The sequence below is a fragment of the Simplicispira metamorpha genome (assembly GCF_004341365.1).
GTDB classification, from domain to species: domain Bacteria; phylum Pseudomonadota; class Gammaproteobacteria; order Burkholderiales; family Burkholderiaceae_C; genus Simplicispira; species Simplicispira metamorpha.
On the sequence record NZ_SLXH01000025.1, the window covers coordinates 23,654 to 37,286 of the forward strand.

Sequence of the window (13,633 nt, forward strand, 5' to 3'; positions counted from 1 at the left end):
GAACAGGGCAAAGATTGCTTTAACCCCTGAATTGTCCCGGATTTTGTTGCGACGCAACATTCACACGGCAATTAGGGTAAACTCCCATCCAGCGCTGCCAGTTGATTGCAACAGGCACCGGCAAAGTGGCTATGCCACCTGCCCTCGCAACGTTTGTCTCCTCCATCTCCTCAAAGGATGGATTCAGCCCCAAGCCTCACGGCCTGGGGCTTTTTTTTGGTCTTTTCCTGGAGGCAGTGCCTGGATGCGGGCGCCTATGATTGCTGCGAACTTTCCTGGCACCCCCACCATGACCCAGCAACTCACTCCCCTCGATTACCTGAAAAAGATCCTGACCGCGCGCGTGTACGACGTGGCCACCGAAACCCACCTGGAGCTGGCCAAAAACCTGAGCCAGCGCCTGCACAACAAGGTGCTGCTCAAGCGCGAAGACCAGCAGCCCGTGTTCAGCTTCAAGCTGCGCGGCGCCTACAACAAGATGGCCCACCTCACGCCGGGCCAGCTCGAGCGCGGCGTGATCTGCGCATCCGCGGGCAACCACGCCCAGGGCGTGGCCATGAGCGCGCAAAAGCTGGGTACGCGCGCCATCATCGTCATGCCGACCACCACGCCGCAGCTCAAGATCGACGCCGTGCGCGCCCTGGGCGGCGAGGTGGTGCTGGCTGGCGAGAGCTACTCCGATGCCTACGCCCATTCCGTCAAGCTCGAAAAAGAGCTGGGCCTGACCTTCGTCCACCCCTTTGACGACCCTGACGTGATCGCGGGCCAGGGCACCATCGCCATGGAAATCCTGCGCCAGCTGCCCCAGCTGGGCAGCCACCGGCTGGATGCGGTGTTCGTGGCCATTGGCGGCGGCGGCCTGATCTCCGGCGTGGCCAACTACATCAAGGCCGTGCGCCCCGAGATCAAGGTGATCGGCGTGCAGATGAACGACTCCGACGCCATGGCGCAGTCGGTGGCCCACGGCGAGCGCGTCACGCTGCCCGATGTGGGACTGTTCTCGGACGGCACCGCCGTCAAGCTGGTGGGCGAAGAAACCTTCCGCATCGCCCAGGGGCTGGTCGATGGGTTCATCACCGTCGATACCGATGCCGTCTGCGCGGCCATCAAGGACGTGTTTGTCGATACGCGCAGCATCGTCGAACCCGCCGGTGCGCTGGCGGTGGCCGCCATCAAGCAGTACGTGGCCCAGCACCAGACGCAGGGCGAAACCTACGCCGCCATTTTGTGCGGCGCCAACATGAACTTTGACCGCCTGCGCTTTGTGGCCGAGCGCGCCGAAGTGGGCGAGGAGCGCGAGGCCCTGCTGGCCGTCACCATCCCCGAAGAGCGCGGCAGCTTTCGGCGCTTTTGCGAGGTGATTGGCGGCCTGCCCGGCGGCCCGCGCAACGTCACCGAGTTCACCTACCGCATCAGCGATGCCCACCGCGCCCACGTGTTTGTCGGGCTGACCACACAGGGCAAGGGCGAGTCGGCGCAACTGGCGCAAACCTTCAGCCAGCACGGCTTTGGTGCGCTGGACTTGACGCACGACGAGCTGGCCAAAGAGCACCTGCGCCACCTGGTGGGTGGCCACTCGGCGCTGGCGCAGGACGAGCGGCTGCTGCGCTTTGTCTTTCCCGAGCGGCCCGGCGCACTGCTCAAGTTCTTGAGCCTGATGCAGCCGACGTGGAACATCTCGCTGTTCCACTACCGCAACCAGGGCGCCGACTATGGCCGCATCCTGGTGGGTTTGCAGGTGCCCCCCGAAGACGCCGATGCTTTTGCCGCCTTTTTGGCCACGCTGGGCTATCCGTATGTCGAGGAAACGCTCAACCCGGCCTACCGGCTGTTCTTGCAGACGCCGCAAGCCTGAGGGCAGAGATAACAGTCAAAATGGCTGCCTGTGCTTATGCAGTAAGCGCTGGCAGCTATCAATTTTGAATCTCTGTACCTGACCCGGTTTTTCAGCAACGCCGCCTCGATCGCCAGAGTGCCACGGCACACGCACGCCATGCTTTCCAAAATTCGCATCCCTGGCTCGCTCAAGGCCCGCATCACGTTGTTCATGCTGGTGATTTTTGTCGCCAGCCTGTGGTCGCTGACCTTGTATGCCAGCCGGATGTTGCGCCAGGACATGCAGCAGCAGCTGAGCGAGCAGCAGTTGGCGGTGGTGTCCTTCATCGCCCGGGCTGCCGACGCCCATCTGCACGAGCGCATCCAGGCACTGACGCTGCTGGCCAACAGCATCGGGCCAGAAGCGATGGCCGACAGCGCCGGGCTACAGCACCTTCTGGACAGCCAGCCCCTGCTGCCCAGCCTGTTCAGCGGGGGCGTGCTCATTACCCGCGCCGATGGCATGGCGGTGGCCGAAACACCCCGCGCCCTGGGGCGCACTGGCGTCAACTTCATAGACCGCGCCGCCGTGGCCATGGCGATGAAGGACGGTCAGACCGTGGTCGGCACCCCGGTCATGGACAAAAGAATGGCGGTGCCGGTGATTGGCATCGCCGCACCGATCCGGGATGCCACGGGGCGCAGCATCGGGACGCTGGCTGGCGTCATTGCGCTGCGAAACGCTGACTTCCTCGACCAGCTGACGCAGAGCCCTTACGGCAAGACAGGCAGTTATTTTCTGGTGGCACGGCAAGAGCGCCTGATCATTGCCGCGACCAAAAAAGAGCGCATCATGCAGCCCCTGCCACCGCGCGGCACCACGGCGGCCATCGACCGTTTTATCGACGGCTTTGAGGGCTCGCAGGTGTACATCAACCCCAAAGGCATTGAGGTGATGGGCTCGGCCAGGCGCATGACGGCGGTGGATTGGGGGGTGGCTGCATCCATCTCTGCCACCGAAGCGTTTGCACCCATCCATGCCATGCAGCAGCGTGTGGTCACAGCTGCCCTGCTGCTGACGGTGCTGGCGGGCGCGCTGACCTGGTGGATGCTGCGGCGCGAACTCTGGCCGCTGCTGGACACCGCCCAGATGCTGGCGCACATGTCCCCAACCGAAGTGCCAGCCCAGCCCCTGCCAGTGGCGCGCCAGGACGAGATTGGAACGCTGATCATGGGCTTCAATCACCTGGTGGGCAGCCTGGAGGCGCAGAAATCAGCCCTGGAAAAGCAGCTGCGGCTGTTTTCCGCCTTCATTGACGCCCTGCCCAATCCAATTTTCATCAAGAACGCACACACCGTTTTCACGGCCTGCAACACCGCCTACGAGGAGGCGTTCGGCATCCGGCGCGAAGTGTTTGTCGGCAAGACGGTGCTGGAGCTGGACTACCTTCCCCTGGCCGCACGGGAAGCTTTCCAGGCCGCCGATCTGGCGCTGCTCAGCCAAGGCGGCCAGACCAGCGAGGAGATCGAAATCGCTTTTGCCGATGGCATCGTGCGCACCGCCCTGTACCAGCGGCGTGCGTTTGATCTGGGTGGCGGCCAGGGCAGCGCCATGCTGGGCCTGATCGTGGATATTTCCGACCGCAAACGCATGGAGCAAGACCTCAAAACCAGCGAGGAGCGCTACCGCCTGCTGGCCGAAAACGCCAACGATGTGATCTGGACGCTGGATATGCAGGGGCGCTTCACCTACGTCAGCCCGTCGGTGCGCAAGCTGCTGGGCTACACCAGCGTCGAGGCCATGCAGCAGACGCTGCACGATTCACTGATGCCCCAAGCCAGGCTCCTGATTGACGAGGCCATCCGAGGCAACGCAGCGGCCATCCGGGCAGGCTTGCCCATACCGCAATTCCACGCCGAGCTGGAGCACACCCGCAAAGACGGCAGCCCCGTCTGGACAGAGGTCACGGCCAATGGCGTGCTCAACGCCGAGGGGCGGTATGTAGGGCTGCTGGGCATCACCCGCGACATCTCCGAGCGCAAACAGCGCGACGACTACAAACACTTTTACAGCCACATCCTGGAAATGCTGGCCACAGGCCACGGGCTGGCAACGATTTTGCAAGCCATCGTCCAAGGCATCGAGGCACTGCACCCAGACAAGCTGTGCAGCATTTTGCTGCTCGACGAGGCAGGCCAGCGCGTGCAGCGCTGCATTGCACCCAGCCTGCCAGAGGCCTACAACGCCGCCCTGGAAGGGCTGGAAATCGGCATGGGGGTGGGCTCTTGCGGCACTGCCGCCTTCACCAGCGAGCGCGTGGTGGTCGAGGACATCGCCTCGCACCCTTACTGGGCCGACTTCAAGGATTTGGCAGCGCAGGCCGGGCTGGGGGCATGCTGGTCGCAACCCATTCGCTCAGGCACCCACCGGGTTCTGGGCACTTTTGGGATTTACCACCGTGGCACCTACCACCCCAGCGCGACCGACATTGCCCTGATCGAACAAACCGCCAGGCTGGCCAGCATCACCATTGAAAAAACGCTGGCCGAGGAGCGCCTGCACGAGAGCCAGGCCTTTGCACAGGCCGTGCTCAATTCGGTGGCCAACGAGATTGTGGTGATTGACCAGCGCGGGTGCATCGTCGGGGTCAATGAAGCGTGGCGCCAGTTCTCGGTACAAAACAGCAGCATTCCTGGGCAAATGGCGCCCCACACCGAGCTGGGCGCGAACTACCTGGGCGCCTGCCTCACCGACCAGGGCCATACCGACACGGCGCGCAGTGCACTGGAGGGCATCCAGGCCGTGCTGGACGGGAAACTGCCCTCTTTTCACCAGGAATACGCCTGCCACTCACCGACAGAGCAGCGCTGGTTTTTCATGACCGTCTCGCCGCTGGCCGAAGGCCGACTGGGCGCCGTCATAGTCCACACCAACATCACCGAGCGCAAACAGGCCGAGGAGCAAATCCGCAACCTGGCCTATTACGACAGCCTGACACGCTTGCCCAACCGGCGCATGCTGGACGAGCGGCTGCTGCAAGCCCTGGCCAGCAGCCAGCGCACCAGGCAGTACGGTGCGCTGATGCTGCTGGATCTGGACAACTTCAAACCGCTCAATGACACGCATGGCCATGGCGTGGGCGATCTGCTGCTGATCGAGGTGGCCGCGCGGCTGGTGGCCAGCATCCGTGAAGTCGATACGGTGGCGCGTTTGGGCGGCGATGAGTTTGTGGTGGTGCTGGGGGGCCTGAGCGCCCACACCCACCTGGCCCAGCCGCAGGCCATCGCCGTGGCAGAGAAAATACGCTTGGCGCTGGCCCGCCCCTACCACCTGAAGGCCCCCCAGCCAGACGCGCCTGCGCGCACCATCGAGCACCACTGCGCCGCCAGCATCGGCGTTACTTTGTGGGCGGGCTGGGGCAGCGCCAGCCCCCAAGAGATCCTCAAGCAGGCAGACGATGCGATGTACCAGGCCAAAGAGTCGGGCCGCAACACTATCCATTTCTCGTCGCCCGGTATGTTCCCCCCTGAGAGCGCGCCCCTGGCGGGCACGCCCTGACCACCAGCTCACGCCCGGCCACACGGGCCTTTTTTCAAGGTTTTTTCTGGATGCAAGCCCTTCGCCACTACCTGCTGGCCGTGCAGTTTTTTACGCGCATTCCCGTCACCGGGCGGCTGGCCGACTGGGTGGGCTTCAGCCCCGCCATGCTGCGTGCCAGCAGCGCGCACTTTCCGGGCGTGGGCTGGCTGGTGGCGGCGGCAGCGGCGCTGGCGTATGGCGCGCTGCACTGGGCGCTGGCGCCCAACCCGCTGGCGCCAGCGGTGGCTGCCGTGGGCTGCACCATCGCCACCGTGCTGCTCACCGGCGGTTTTCACGAAGACGGTCTGGCCGATGTGGCCGACGGCCTGGGCGGCAGCTACGACCGCGAGCGCGCACTGGACATCATGAAAGACTCGCGCATCGGCGCTTTTGGCGCCATGGCACTGGTGCTGGCGCTGCTGGCCAAGGTCAGCCTGCTGGCCCTGCTGGGCGCGCACAGCCTGAGCGCCGCGCTGGCCGCGCTGGTGGGCGGCCATGTGCTCTCGCGCTGGTGGCCGCTGTGGCTGGTGCGGTGGCTGCCGCATGTGGGTGATACGGCCCGCTCCAAAAGCAAGCCGCTGGCCGACCAGATCAGCGCCCAGGCCCTGGCAGCGGCTGGTTTATGGTGTTTTTTGCCTCTGGCCCTTGTCTGGAAAGCGCAAGCAGCTCTGTTTTTAATAGCAGCCGTGGTGTGCAGCGCCCTGGCTGCGGGGCACATGGCGCGGCGCCTGGCGCGGCGCTTGCAGGGCTTCACGGGTGACGGCCTGGGTGCCGTGCAGCAGGTCAGCGAAGTGGGCTTTTACCTGGGCGCGGCGCTGGCGCTGGGGCCGCTGGCGCTTTGGGTGGCCGCATGACAGCGCCCCAACGCCAGCTCTGGCTGGTGCGCCACGCACAACCGCTGATGGCCCCCGGCCACTGCTACGGCGCGTTGGACGTGCCCGCCGACCCCGCCGCCACCACCCACAGCGCCCGCCAACTGGCTGGCTGCCTGCCCCAGGGCCTGATCGCCCACCACTCGCCGCTACAAAGATGTGAGCTGCTCGCGCATACTCTGCAAGGCTTGCGGCCCGATTTGGTATCAAAACCCGATGCCAGACTGGCCGAAATGGACTTTGGCGCCTGGGAGGGCCGCCCCTGGGACGACATCGGCCACACCGCCCTGGACGCCTGGACCGCCGACTTTGCCGCGCACCGCCCCGGCGGCGGCGAAAACCTGGTCGCCGTGCTGGCGCGTGTGGCGGCAGCGCTGCAAGCGGCCCGCCAGACTGCCCGGCGCCAGCAGCGCGATGTGCTCTGGATCACCCACGCCGGTGTGGCGCGCTGCGTGCAGTGGCTGGTGCAGACAGCGCCCGGCCCCAGCACGCCCCCGCGCGCCGACCAGTGGCCGCTGGCCGCGCCCGCGTTTGGCGCCTGGAGCACCATCGCGCTCGATTGAGCAGGGCACGGGGCAGGTGCGCCCACGGGAGCCCCGCGCCCACACGCCTCACAACCCGTAGGTCAGCGTGCGCGCCTTGCCCCAGAACACCCGGTACATGAAGATGGTGTAGACGATGATGACCGGCAGCGTCAGCGCCACGCCCAGCGCAATCACCACCAGCGACTCGGTCGCGCTGGCGGCCTGCCAGACGGTGATGCGGTCGATCACGATGTAGGGGTACAGGCTGTAGGCCAGACCGAAAAAGGCCAGCACAAAAATCAGCACCATGCCGCCAAAGACGATCCAGCCATAGCCCGCTTCCACCACGCGCGGCGTGCGCAGCACATGGCGGATGGCCCAAAACGCCGCCGCACAGGCCAGCGGGATGGGCAGCAGCACAAACAACTCGGGCAGCACAAACCACTTGGCCCGCACCGTGGCGCTGACCAGCGGCGTGGCCACAGAAATCGCCACCAGTGCCAGCCCCATGGGCCACAGCACCCGGCGCCCCCAGGCCGCAGCTTTGCGCTGCAAGTCGCCTTCGGCCTTCATCAGCAGCCAGCCAGCTCCCAGCAGAGCGTAGGCAGCGGGCAGCGTCAGGGCGATGCCTGCGGCAAACAGCCAGCCCCACAGGTCGTCCTGAAAGCCCGTCACGTAAGCGCCCAGCATCCAGCCCTGTGCCAGCGCCGTGACCAGAGAGCCGCCCGCAAAAATGCGGTTCCAGGTGGCCTTGTGGGCGTCGCGGGCCTTGACGCGAAAGTCAAACGCCACGCCGCGCAGCACCAGGCCCAGCAGCATCACCGTCACCGGCAGGTACAGCGCCGACAGCACCACGCCCTGCGCCATCGGAAACGCCACCAGCAGCACGCCCACGCCCAGCACCAGCCAGGTCTCGTTGGCATCCCAAAAGGGGCCGATGCTCGACACCATCACGTCTTTTTCTGCATCGGTGGCAAAGGGCAGCAAGATGCCCACGCCCAGGTCGTAGCCGTCCAGCACCACGTAAGCCAGCAGCGCCAGGCCCATGATGGCCATGAAAGCCAGCGGCAGCGCCGTGGCCAGAGTCAGTTGTTCCATGGGGTACTCCTCACAGCGTTTGGATTTGGGGCTGCGGGGCCGGGGGGCGCACCGCCGGGGTCGGCATGGTGGAGTGCTCGGCCATGTACTTGATGACGCCGATGTAGGCGGCCAGCAACAACACATACACCGTCAGGTAGGCCACCAACGTGCCCATCAGCATGGCCGGGGGGTGTGGCGCCACGGCGTCCGCCGTCTTGAGCAGGCCATACACCAAATACGGCTGGCGGCCAATTTCCGTCACGTACCAGCCCGCCAGCGTGGCCACCCAGCCGGAAAAGGTCATGCCCACCAAAGTCCACAACAGGGGCCGGGGCCAGGTGCTGGCGTCGCGGCCACGGCGGCGGTACAGCGTGAAGGCGCCCCACCAGGCCACGGCCAGCATCAGCATGCCCATCCCCACCATCACGCGAAAGCCCCAGAACACCGGCGCCACGGGCGGGTGCGCACCGGGAAACTCGTTCAGGCCCTTGAGTTCGGCGTTGGCGTCGTGCGCCAGCACCAGGCTGGCGGCCTTGGGAATTTGCAGGGCGTAGTCGGTGCGGCCCTCTTTTTCGTTGGGCAGGCCAAACAACGTCAGGGGTGCGCCCCGTTCGGTGTGCCAGATGCCTTCAATGGCAGCGATCTTGGCGGGCTGGTGCTCCAGCGTGTTCAGGCCGTGCAAGTCGCCCATGAAGATTTGCAGCGGAATCACCACCGCCACCGCTGTCACGGCCGTGCGCAGCGCCTTGCGCGTGCCTTCGGTGGCCGTGCCCTTGAGCAGCTGCCAGGCGCTGACGCCCGCAATCAGAAAGCCTGCCGTCAAAGCCGAGGCCAGCAGCTTGTGGCCCAAACGGTAGGGGAACGACGGGTTGAACACGATGGCCCACCAGTCCACCGCGTGGAATTGGCCATCAATGATTTCGTAGCCCGCAGGCGTCTGCATCCACGAGTTCAGGCTCAGTATCCAGAAGGCCGACAGCGTGGTGCCCAGGGCCACCATCAACGTGGCAACCAAGTGCACCCGCTCAGACACGCGGCCCCGGCCAAACAGCATGATGCCCAGGAAGGTGGCCTCCAGAAAGAACGCCGTGAGCACCTCGTAGCCCAGCAGCGGCCCGGCAATGTTGCCCGCCCGCTCCATGTAGCCCGGCCAGTTGGTGCCGAACTGAAAGCTCATGGTGATGCCCGAAACCACGCCCAGCGCAAAGGTCAGCGCAAACACTTTTGTCCAGAAGTAATACGCCTGCTCCCAGCCTGCGGCCTGCGGCGTGCCCCGGGTGGCACTGTGGCGCAGGTGAAAAAACACCAGGAACCAGCACAGCGCGATGGTGATGGTGGGGAACAGGATGTGAAAACTGATGTTGGCCGCAAACTGCAGCCGTGCCAGCATGAAGGTGTCCATGGTTACAACCCCTTGTCTTTGGCCGGGCCACCCTTGCCGGTCAGTCGGTCTTTGAGTTCCAGCACGCGGGTGACAGCGGTGCCCATGCCCATCAGTTGCAAGGCGGTTTCGGGCGCCAGCCGCTGCACGTCATCAAACCAGGTCATGAGCCGGTCAATCAGCTCGTGCATGTCGCGCATGCGCTCTTGCGCGTAGCGCTCTTCCTCGGTGGCGGGCGCCTCCAGCAAGGCCATGCGCAGCATGGACAGCGTGGGCTCGATCTCGCGGCGGCGGCGCTCTTCGGCCAGCACCCGGAAAATCTCCCACACATCCTGCGGCGCCTCGAAATACTCACGCCGGTCACCCGGCTGGTGACGCAGTTTGACCAGGCGCCAGGCTTGCAGTTCCTTCAGTCCCATGCTGACGTTGGAGCGCGAAAACTCCAGCGCCTCAGCGATTTCATCGGCATTGACAGCGCGCTGGGACAAAAAAATCAGTGCATAAATCTGGCCCACAGTGCGGTTAATGCCCCAACGGCTGCCCATTTCACCAAAATGGGCCACGAACTGGCGGTTCAGAGGAGGAAGTGGATTGATGTAGGTCATGGACAGAATTGTGCCTTGCGATTATTGAATTTTCAGTAATTACTGAAAATTCACAACGAAGACAACATGGGAATGGCGTTAGCCGCACCACCCCAGCCCGCAGGCAAGTGCATAAAACGGGTTCGCGATGCTTCAGGTGCAGCGCAGCACCGCAGGAGGTCTTTTGCGGGCAGGCCCTGGTTTGGTGGGAGGCTGCCGCGTGTGTTGCCCTAGCGGCGCTGCGGCATTTCCAGCGTCAGCGCAGCCTGGCCGTTGAGCGCGGCCCCCAAGCGGGCCTGGCGCGGCCCGAGAGACTGCAACACCCAACCTGCATCGACCTGCGCGCCGACACGGTACGGCTTGGGTGGCTGGCCATCCAGCGCGATCAGGGCGACGCCGCCACCGCTGTCGCGCCCGGCCAGTACCCCCACCAGCGCAAAGCGGCTCGACGCCGATGGTGCGGGCGCTGCGGCCGGTGCTGCCACTGGCCCGGCACCCAACAAACGGGCCATGGCCTGCACATCGGGCGCGGGCGGCGCCACTGCCACAGCCGCCTCGGGCAGCGTGGCTGCCGGAGCCGACAGGCGCAAACCCCAATAGGCCACACTGGCCGCTGCCAACGCTGCCAGTGCAAAGGTTGCCAGGCGCACGCCCCAGCTGTGGTCAAGATTTGTCACCATCGCAGGATTATCATTCAGCCGATTTGCGCGGCGCCTGTGCCGCACCTGCCGCGCTGTGCCCCGCACCGCACCCTGTTTCCCCCACCCGATTGCCCTTGCCATGACACGCTCTTTCCCCTTGGTGCGCACCGCGCGCCGCCGCCTGGCCGCTGGTTTCACGCTGATCGAGTTGATGGTGGTACTGGTCATCATCGGCGTACTGGCAGCGCTGGTCGTGCCCAACGTGCTCGATCGCGCCGATGACGCCCGCACCACCGCCGCGCGCACCGATGTCACCAACCTGATGCAGGCGCTCAAGCTCTACCGCCTGGACAACCAGCGCTACCCCACCGCCGAGCAGGGTCTGCAAGCGCTGATTGCCAAGCCCACCACCGGCCCGCAGCCGATGAACTGGAAGCCCTACCTCGAAAAGTTGCCCAACGATCCCTGGGGCCGCCCCTACCAGTACCTCAACCCCGGTGTGAAGGGCGAGATCGATGTGATGTCCTTCGGCGCCGACGGCCAATCGGGTGGCGAGGGCAAGGATGCGGATATCGGCAGTTGGCAGTGACTTTGCGGCGCGCGCGGGGCTTCACGCTGCTGGAGCTGCTGGTGGTCGTCAGCATCATGGCGCTGGCTACCGCCGGTGTGGGGCTGGCGCTGCGCGATGGCAGCCAGCAGTCGCTGGAGCGCGAGGGTGAGCGGCTGGCGGCGCTGCTGGAGTCGGCGCGGGCGCAATCGCGTGCCAGCGGGGTGCTGGTGCGCTGGCGGGCGGTGGAGGGGGGCTTTCGTTTCGATGGCCTGCGCGCAGGCACCCTTCCCACGCAGTGGCTGGACAACAGCACCCGCGTGCGCGGCCCGGGCAGCCTGGTGCTGGGCCCCGAGCCACTGATCGGCCCCCAGCAAGTCATCCTGGTGCAGCCCCAGCACCCTGAGCACGCCCTGCGCGTGGCCACCGACGGCCTGCGCCCCTTCACCACCGGGCCAGCCCCATGACACAGCGCGGCTTCACCCTGATCGAGGTGCTGGTAGCACTGGCCATTGTGGCGATTGCACTCATGGCGGGTCTGCAAGCCACCACTGCCTTGGCGCGCAACGCCCAGCGCCAATCTGACATCCTGCTGGCCCACCTGTGCGCAGAGAACGAACTGGTCAAAACCCGCCTGTCGCGCCAAATGCCCGCCGTGGGCGACAGTGCCCAGCCCTGCGAACAGGCAGGCCGCAGCTTTACCGTGAACCTGGTGGTGCGGCCCACGCCCAACCCCAGCTTCCGGCGCGTAGATGCCCAGGTGACAGACGATGGCGCCAGCCCGGTGCTGCGCCTTTCCACCATCGTGGGGCGGCGCTGAGATGACCATCTCCCTGCACACGCGCAGGCAGCGCAGATCCCAGGCACAGCACCGACCGCAGCCGCCACGCTCCCCGCCAGCACACCGGCCACGCGGCTTCACGCTGGTGGAGCTGCTGGTGGCGCTGGCGGTGATGGCGCTGCTAGCCATCGTCAGCTGGCGCGGCCTTGATGGCATGGTGCGTGCGCAAGAACAGACCCGCCAGCGCGGCAACGAACTGCTGGTGCTGCAAGCCGCGCTGGCGCAGTGGGGCAACGACCTTGACGCCCTGCTGCCCCTGCCGCACACCGTGCCCCTCGATTGGGACGGCCAGGTGCTGCGCCTGACGCGCCGCAGCAGCGCCGTGCCCGACGAGGGCGCGCTGGTGGTGGCCTGGACACGGCGCAATGTGCAGGGCACCGACCAATGGCTGCGCTGGCAATCGCCCCCCGTGCGCACCCGCGCCGACTGGCAGCAGGCCTGGCAAGAAGCCGCCGTGTGGGCACGCACCCCCGGCGAGGCACAAAGGCGCTATGAAGTCGTGCTCATGCCGCTGGCCGACTGGCAAATCTTTTATTACCGCAGCGACGCCTGGACCAACCCCCTCTCCAGCGGCAACACCACCGCCGACAACGCCGACACAGCCAACGTGATGGTGCCCGATGGCGTGCGGCTGCAACTGCAACTGCCCCCGGGCCAGGCGCTGGCCGGGCTGTTGCGGCGCGACTGGGTCAACCCGCTCAAGAGCGCAGGCAAAACATGAACACCCCGCACCCCAGCCTGGGCCACCGGCTGCGCCAGCGCGGCGCCGCGCTGCTGGCGGCCATGCTCACCGTGACGCTGGTGGCCACCTTTGCCTCCGCCGCCATGTGGCAGCAGTGGCGCGCCATCGAGATTGAAACCGCCGAGCGCGCGCGCGTGCAATCAGCCTGGATACTGATCGGGGCGCTGGACTGGTCGCGCCTGATCCTGTACGAAGACCTGCGCTCGGGCAGCAACAGTTACCTGGACAGCAACGACCACCTGGCCGAACCCTGGGCCGTGCCACTGGAAGAAGCGCGCCTGTCGAGCTTTCTGGCGGCCGACCGGGGCGTGACGCAGCAAGAAGACGCCAGCACCGACACCACCGACGCGTTCTTGTCCGGCCAGATCCTCGACCTGCAAGCGCGCCTGAACCTGGCCAACCTGGTGGACAAAGCCACCGTCAACGCCGAGGCCAAAGCGCAGTTTGCGCGCCTGTTTGCGCGCCTGGGCCTGGCCCCTGGCGAACTCGACACCCTCACCGAGGCCCTGCGCCAAGCCCAGGACAGCGACAACCCCAACGCCCCTTTGGCGCCACCCACCCTGGCCCAGCTGACCTGGCTGGGCGTGGCGCCAGCCACCGTGGCGGCGCTGGCGCCCCATGTGGTGGTGCTGCCCCAGCGCAGCACACTCAACCTGAACACCGCCGACGCCGAGGCACTGATGGCCAGCATCGAGGGGCTGGACGCGGCCGGCGCCAACAAGCTGCAAGCCGTGCGCCAGATGCAGCACTTTCGCAGCCTGGACGATGTGCGCGCCCTGTTGGGCCAGAACGTGCAGCTCAATCCCAACTGGCACGACGTGAAGTCCAATTACTTCGAGGTGCGCGGGCGCCTGCGCCTGGGCGATACCACGGTACAAGAGCGCTCCTGGGTACGGCGCCAGAACCAGACCGTGACCACCTTCTGGCGCGAGCGCGGCGCCAGCGCACAGGCAGACGGCCTGCCCCGGCAAAGCCCCGACGGCGCCAGCGCACCCTGAGCACCGTCAAAACCGCCCCCTACAATGG

General features: G+C 66.0%; 13 protein-coding genes. 9 read left to right on the forward strand and 4 right to left on the reverse strand.

What is annotated here, in order from left to right; genetic code table 11:
* Window positions 1-289: 289 nt before the first annotated feature.
* From ilvA to EV674_RS13105, 4 genes are all read left to right on the forward strand, one after another.
* A complete protein-coding gene (gene ilvA / locus EV674_RS13090) occupies window positions 290-1,855 on the forward strand; it encodes a threonine ammonia-lyase, biosynthetic (protein WP_119013808.1) in 1,566 nt (521 codons plus the stop codon).
* A 138-nt stretch (window positions 1,856-1,993) separates the two neighbouring features.
* The gene (locus tag EV674_RS13095) at window positions 1,994-5,374 is read left to right on the forward strand and encodes a sensor domain-containing diguanylate cyclase (protein ID WP_132750452.1); all 3,381 of its coding nucleotides are present in this window, start codon (window positions 1,994-1,996) and stop codon (window positions 5,372-5,374) included.
* 50 nt (window positions 5,375-5,424) lie between these two features.
* A complete protein-coding gene (locus EV674_RS13100) occupies window positions 5,425-6,249 on the forward strand; it encodes an adenosylcobinamide-GDP ribazoletransferase (RefSeq protein ID WP_119013781.1) in 825 nt (274 codons plus the stop codon).
* Window positions 6,246-6,830, forward strand: coding sequence for a histidine phosphatase family protein (locus EV674_RS13105; protein WP_119013780.1), 585 nt, complete (start codon window positions 6,246-6,248; stop codon window positions 6,828-6,830). The genes EV674_RS13100 and EV674_RS13105 overlap by 4 nt, the downstream gene beginning before the upstream one ends.
* Window positions 6,831-6,878: 48 nt before the next feature.
* Here EV674_RS13105 and EV674_RS13110 read toward each other — a convergent pair whose 3' ends face one another.
* The 4 genes from EV674_RS13110 to EV674_RS13125 all read right to left on the reverse strand — a co-directional run bounded on the left by EV674_RS13110 (window position 6,879) and on the right by EV674_RS13125 (window position 10,516).
* Window positions 6,879-7,889, reverse strand: coding sequence for a cytochrome d ubiquinol oxidase subunit II (locus EV674_RS13110; RefSeq protein WP_119013779.1), 1,011 nt, complete (start codon window positions 7,887-7,889; stop codon window positions 6,879-6,881).
* Between the two features lie 10 nt (window positions 7,890-7,899).
* A complete protein-coding gene (locus tag EV674_RS13115; protein ID WP_119013778.1) occupies window positions 7,900-9,273 on the reverse strand; it encodes a cytochrome ubiquinol oxidase subunit I in 1,374 nt (457 codons plus the stop codon).
* Between the two features lie 2 nt (window positions 9,274-9,275).
* Entirely contained in the window at window positions 9,276-9,857 is a 582-nt protein-coding gene (locus EV674_RS13120; RefSeq protein WP_193552700.1) for a GbsR/MarR family transcriptional regulator, read from the reverse strand.
* 209 nt (window positions 9,858-10,066) lie between these two features.
* Window positions 10,067-10,516, reverse strand: coding sequence for a type II secretion system protein N (locus EV674_RS13125; RefSeq protein ID WP_119013776.1), 450 nt, complete (start codon window positions 10,514-10,516; stop codon window positions 10,067-10,069).
* Window positions 10,517-10,616: 100 nt separating this feature from the next.
* Between EV674_RS13125 and gspG the strand changes: the two genes are divergently transcribed.
* From gspG to gspK, 5 genes are read left to right on the forward strand one after another with little or no spacing between them, the layout of a single operon-like run.
* Window positions 10,617-11,066, forward strand: a complete 450-nt coding sequence (gene gspG, locus EV674_RS13130; RefSeq protein ID WP_119013775.1) for a type II secretion system major pseudopilin GspG — start codon at window positions 10,617-10,619, stop codon at window positions 11,064-11,066.
* Window positions 11,057-11,491: a prepilin-type N-terminal cleavage/methylation domain-containing protein gene (locus EV674_RS13135; RefSeq protein WP_241524968.1), complete on the forward strand. Its 435-nt coding sequence runs from the start codon at window positions 11,057-11,059 to the stop codon at window positions 11,489-11,491. Before gspG ends, EV674_RS13135 begins: the two co-directional genes overlap by 10 nt.
* The gene (gene gspI / locus EV674_RS13140) at window positions 11,488-11,844 is read left to right on the forward strand and encodes a type II secretion system minor pseudopilin GspI (protein ID WP_119013773.1); all 357 of its coding nucleotides are present in this window, start codon (window positions 11,488-11,490) and stop codon (window positions 11,842-11,844) included. The genes EV674_RS13135 and gspI overlap by 4 nt, the downstream gene beginning before the upstream one ends.
* Window position 11,845: 1 nt before the next feature.
* A complete protein-coding gene (locus EV674_RS13145) occupies window positions 11,846-12,586 on the forward strand; it encodes a prepilin-type N-terminal cleavage/methylation domain-containing protein (protein ID WP_119013772.1) in 741 nt (246 codons plus the stop codon).
* Window positions 12,583-13,605 (forward strand): type II secretion system minor pseudopilin GspK, encoded by a 1,023-nt coding sequence (gspK, locus tag EV674_RS13150; RefSeq protein ID WP_157983694.1) that lies wholly within the window; start codon window positions 12,583-12,585, stop codon window positions 13,603-13,605. Before EV674_RS13145 ends, gspK begins: the two co-directional genes overlap by 4 nt.
* Window positions 13,606-13,633 lie beyond the last annotated feature (28 nt).

What these genes read in the sequence shown, in the direction of transcription:
- ilvA (WP_119013808.1), top strand. Translation starts at nt 290, where the DNA reads ATGACCCAGCAACTCACTCCCCTCGATTACCTGAAAAAGATCCTGACC.
- EV674_RS13095 (WP_132750452.1), top strand. Translation starts at nt 1,994, where the DNA reads ATGCTTTCCAAAATTCGCATCCCTGGCTCGCTCAAGGCCCGCATCACG.
- EV674_RS13100 (WP_119013781.1), top strand. Translation starts at nt 5,425, where the DNA reads ATGCAAGCCCTTCGCCACTACCTGCTGGCCGTGCAGTTTTTTACGCGC.
- EV674_RS13105 (WP_119013780.1), top strand. Translation starts at nt 6,246, where the DNA reads ATGACAGCGCCCCAACGCCAGCTCTGGCTGGTGCGCCACGCACAACCG.
- EV674_RS13110 (WP_119013779.1), bottom strand. Translation starts at nt 7,889, where the DNA reads ATGGAACAACTGACTCTGGCCACGGCGCTGCCGCTGGCTTTCATGGCC.
- EV674_RS13115 (WP_119013778.1), bottom strand. Translation starts at nt 9,273, where the DNA reads ATGGACACCTTCATGCTGGCACGGCTGCAGTTTGCGGCCAACATCAGT.
- EV674_RS13120 (WP_193552700.1), bottom strand. Translation starts at nt 9,857, where the DNA reads ATGACCTACATCAATCCACTTCCTCCTCTGAACCGCCAGTTCGTGGCC.
- EV674_RS13125 (WP_119013776.1), bottom strand. Translation starts at nt 10,516, where the DNA reads ATGGTGACAAATCTTGACCACAGCTGGGGCGTGCGCCTGGCAACCTTT.
- gspG (WP_119013775.1), top strand. Translation starts at nt 10,617, where the DNA reads ATGACACGCTCTTTCCCCTTGGTGCGCACCGCGCGCCGCCGCCTGGCC.
- gspI (WP_119013773.1), top strand. Translation starts at nt 11,488, where the DNA reads ATGACACAGCGCGGCTTCACCCTGATCGAGGTGCTGGTAGCACTGGCC.
- EV674_RS13145 (WP_119013772.1), top strand. Translation starts at nt 11,846, where the DNA reads ATGACCATCTCCCTGCACACGCGCAGGCAGCGCAGATCCCAGGCACAG.
- gspK (WP_157983694.1), top strand. Translation starts at nt 12,583, where the DNA reads ATGAACACCCCGCACCCCAGCCTGGGCCACCGGCTGCGCCAGCGCGGC.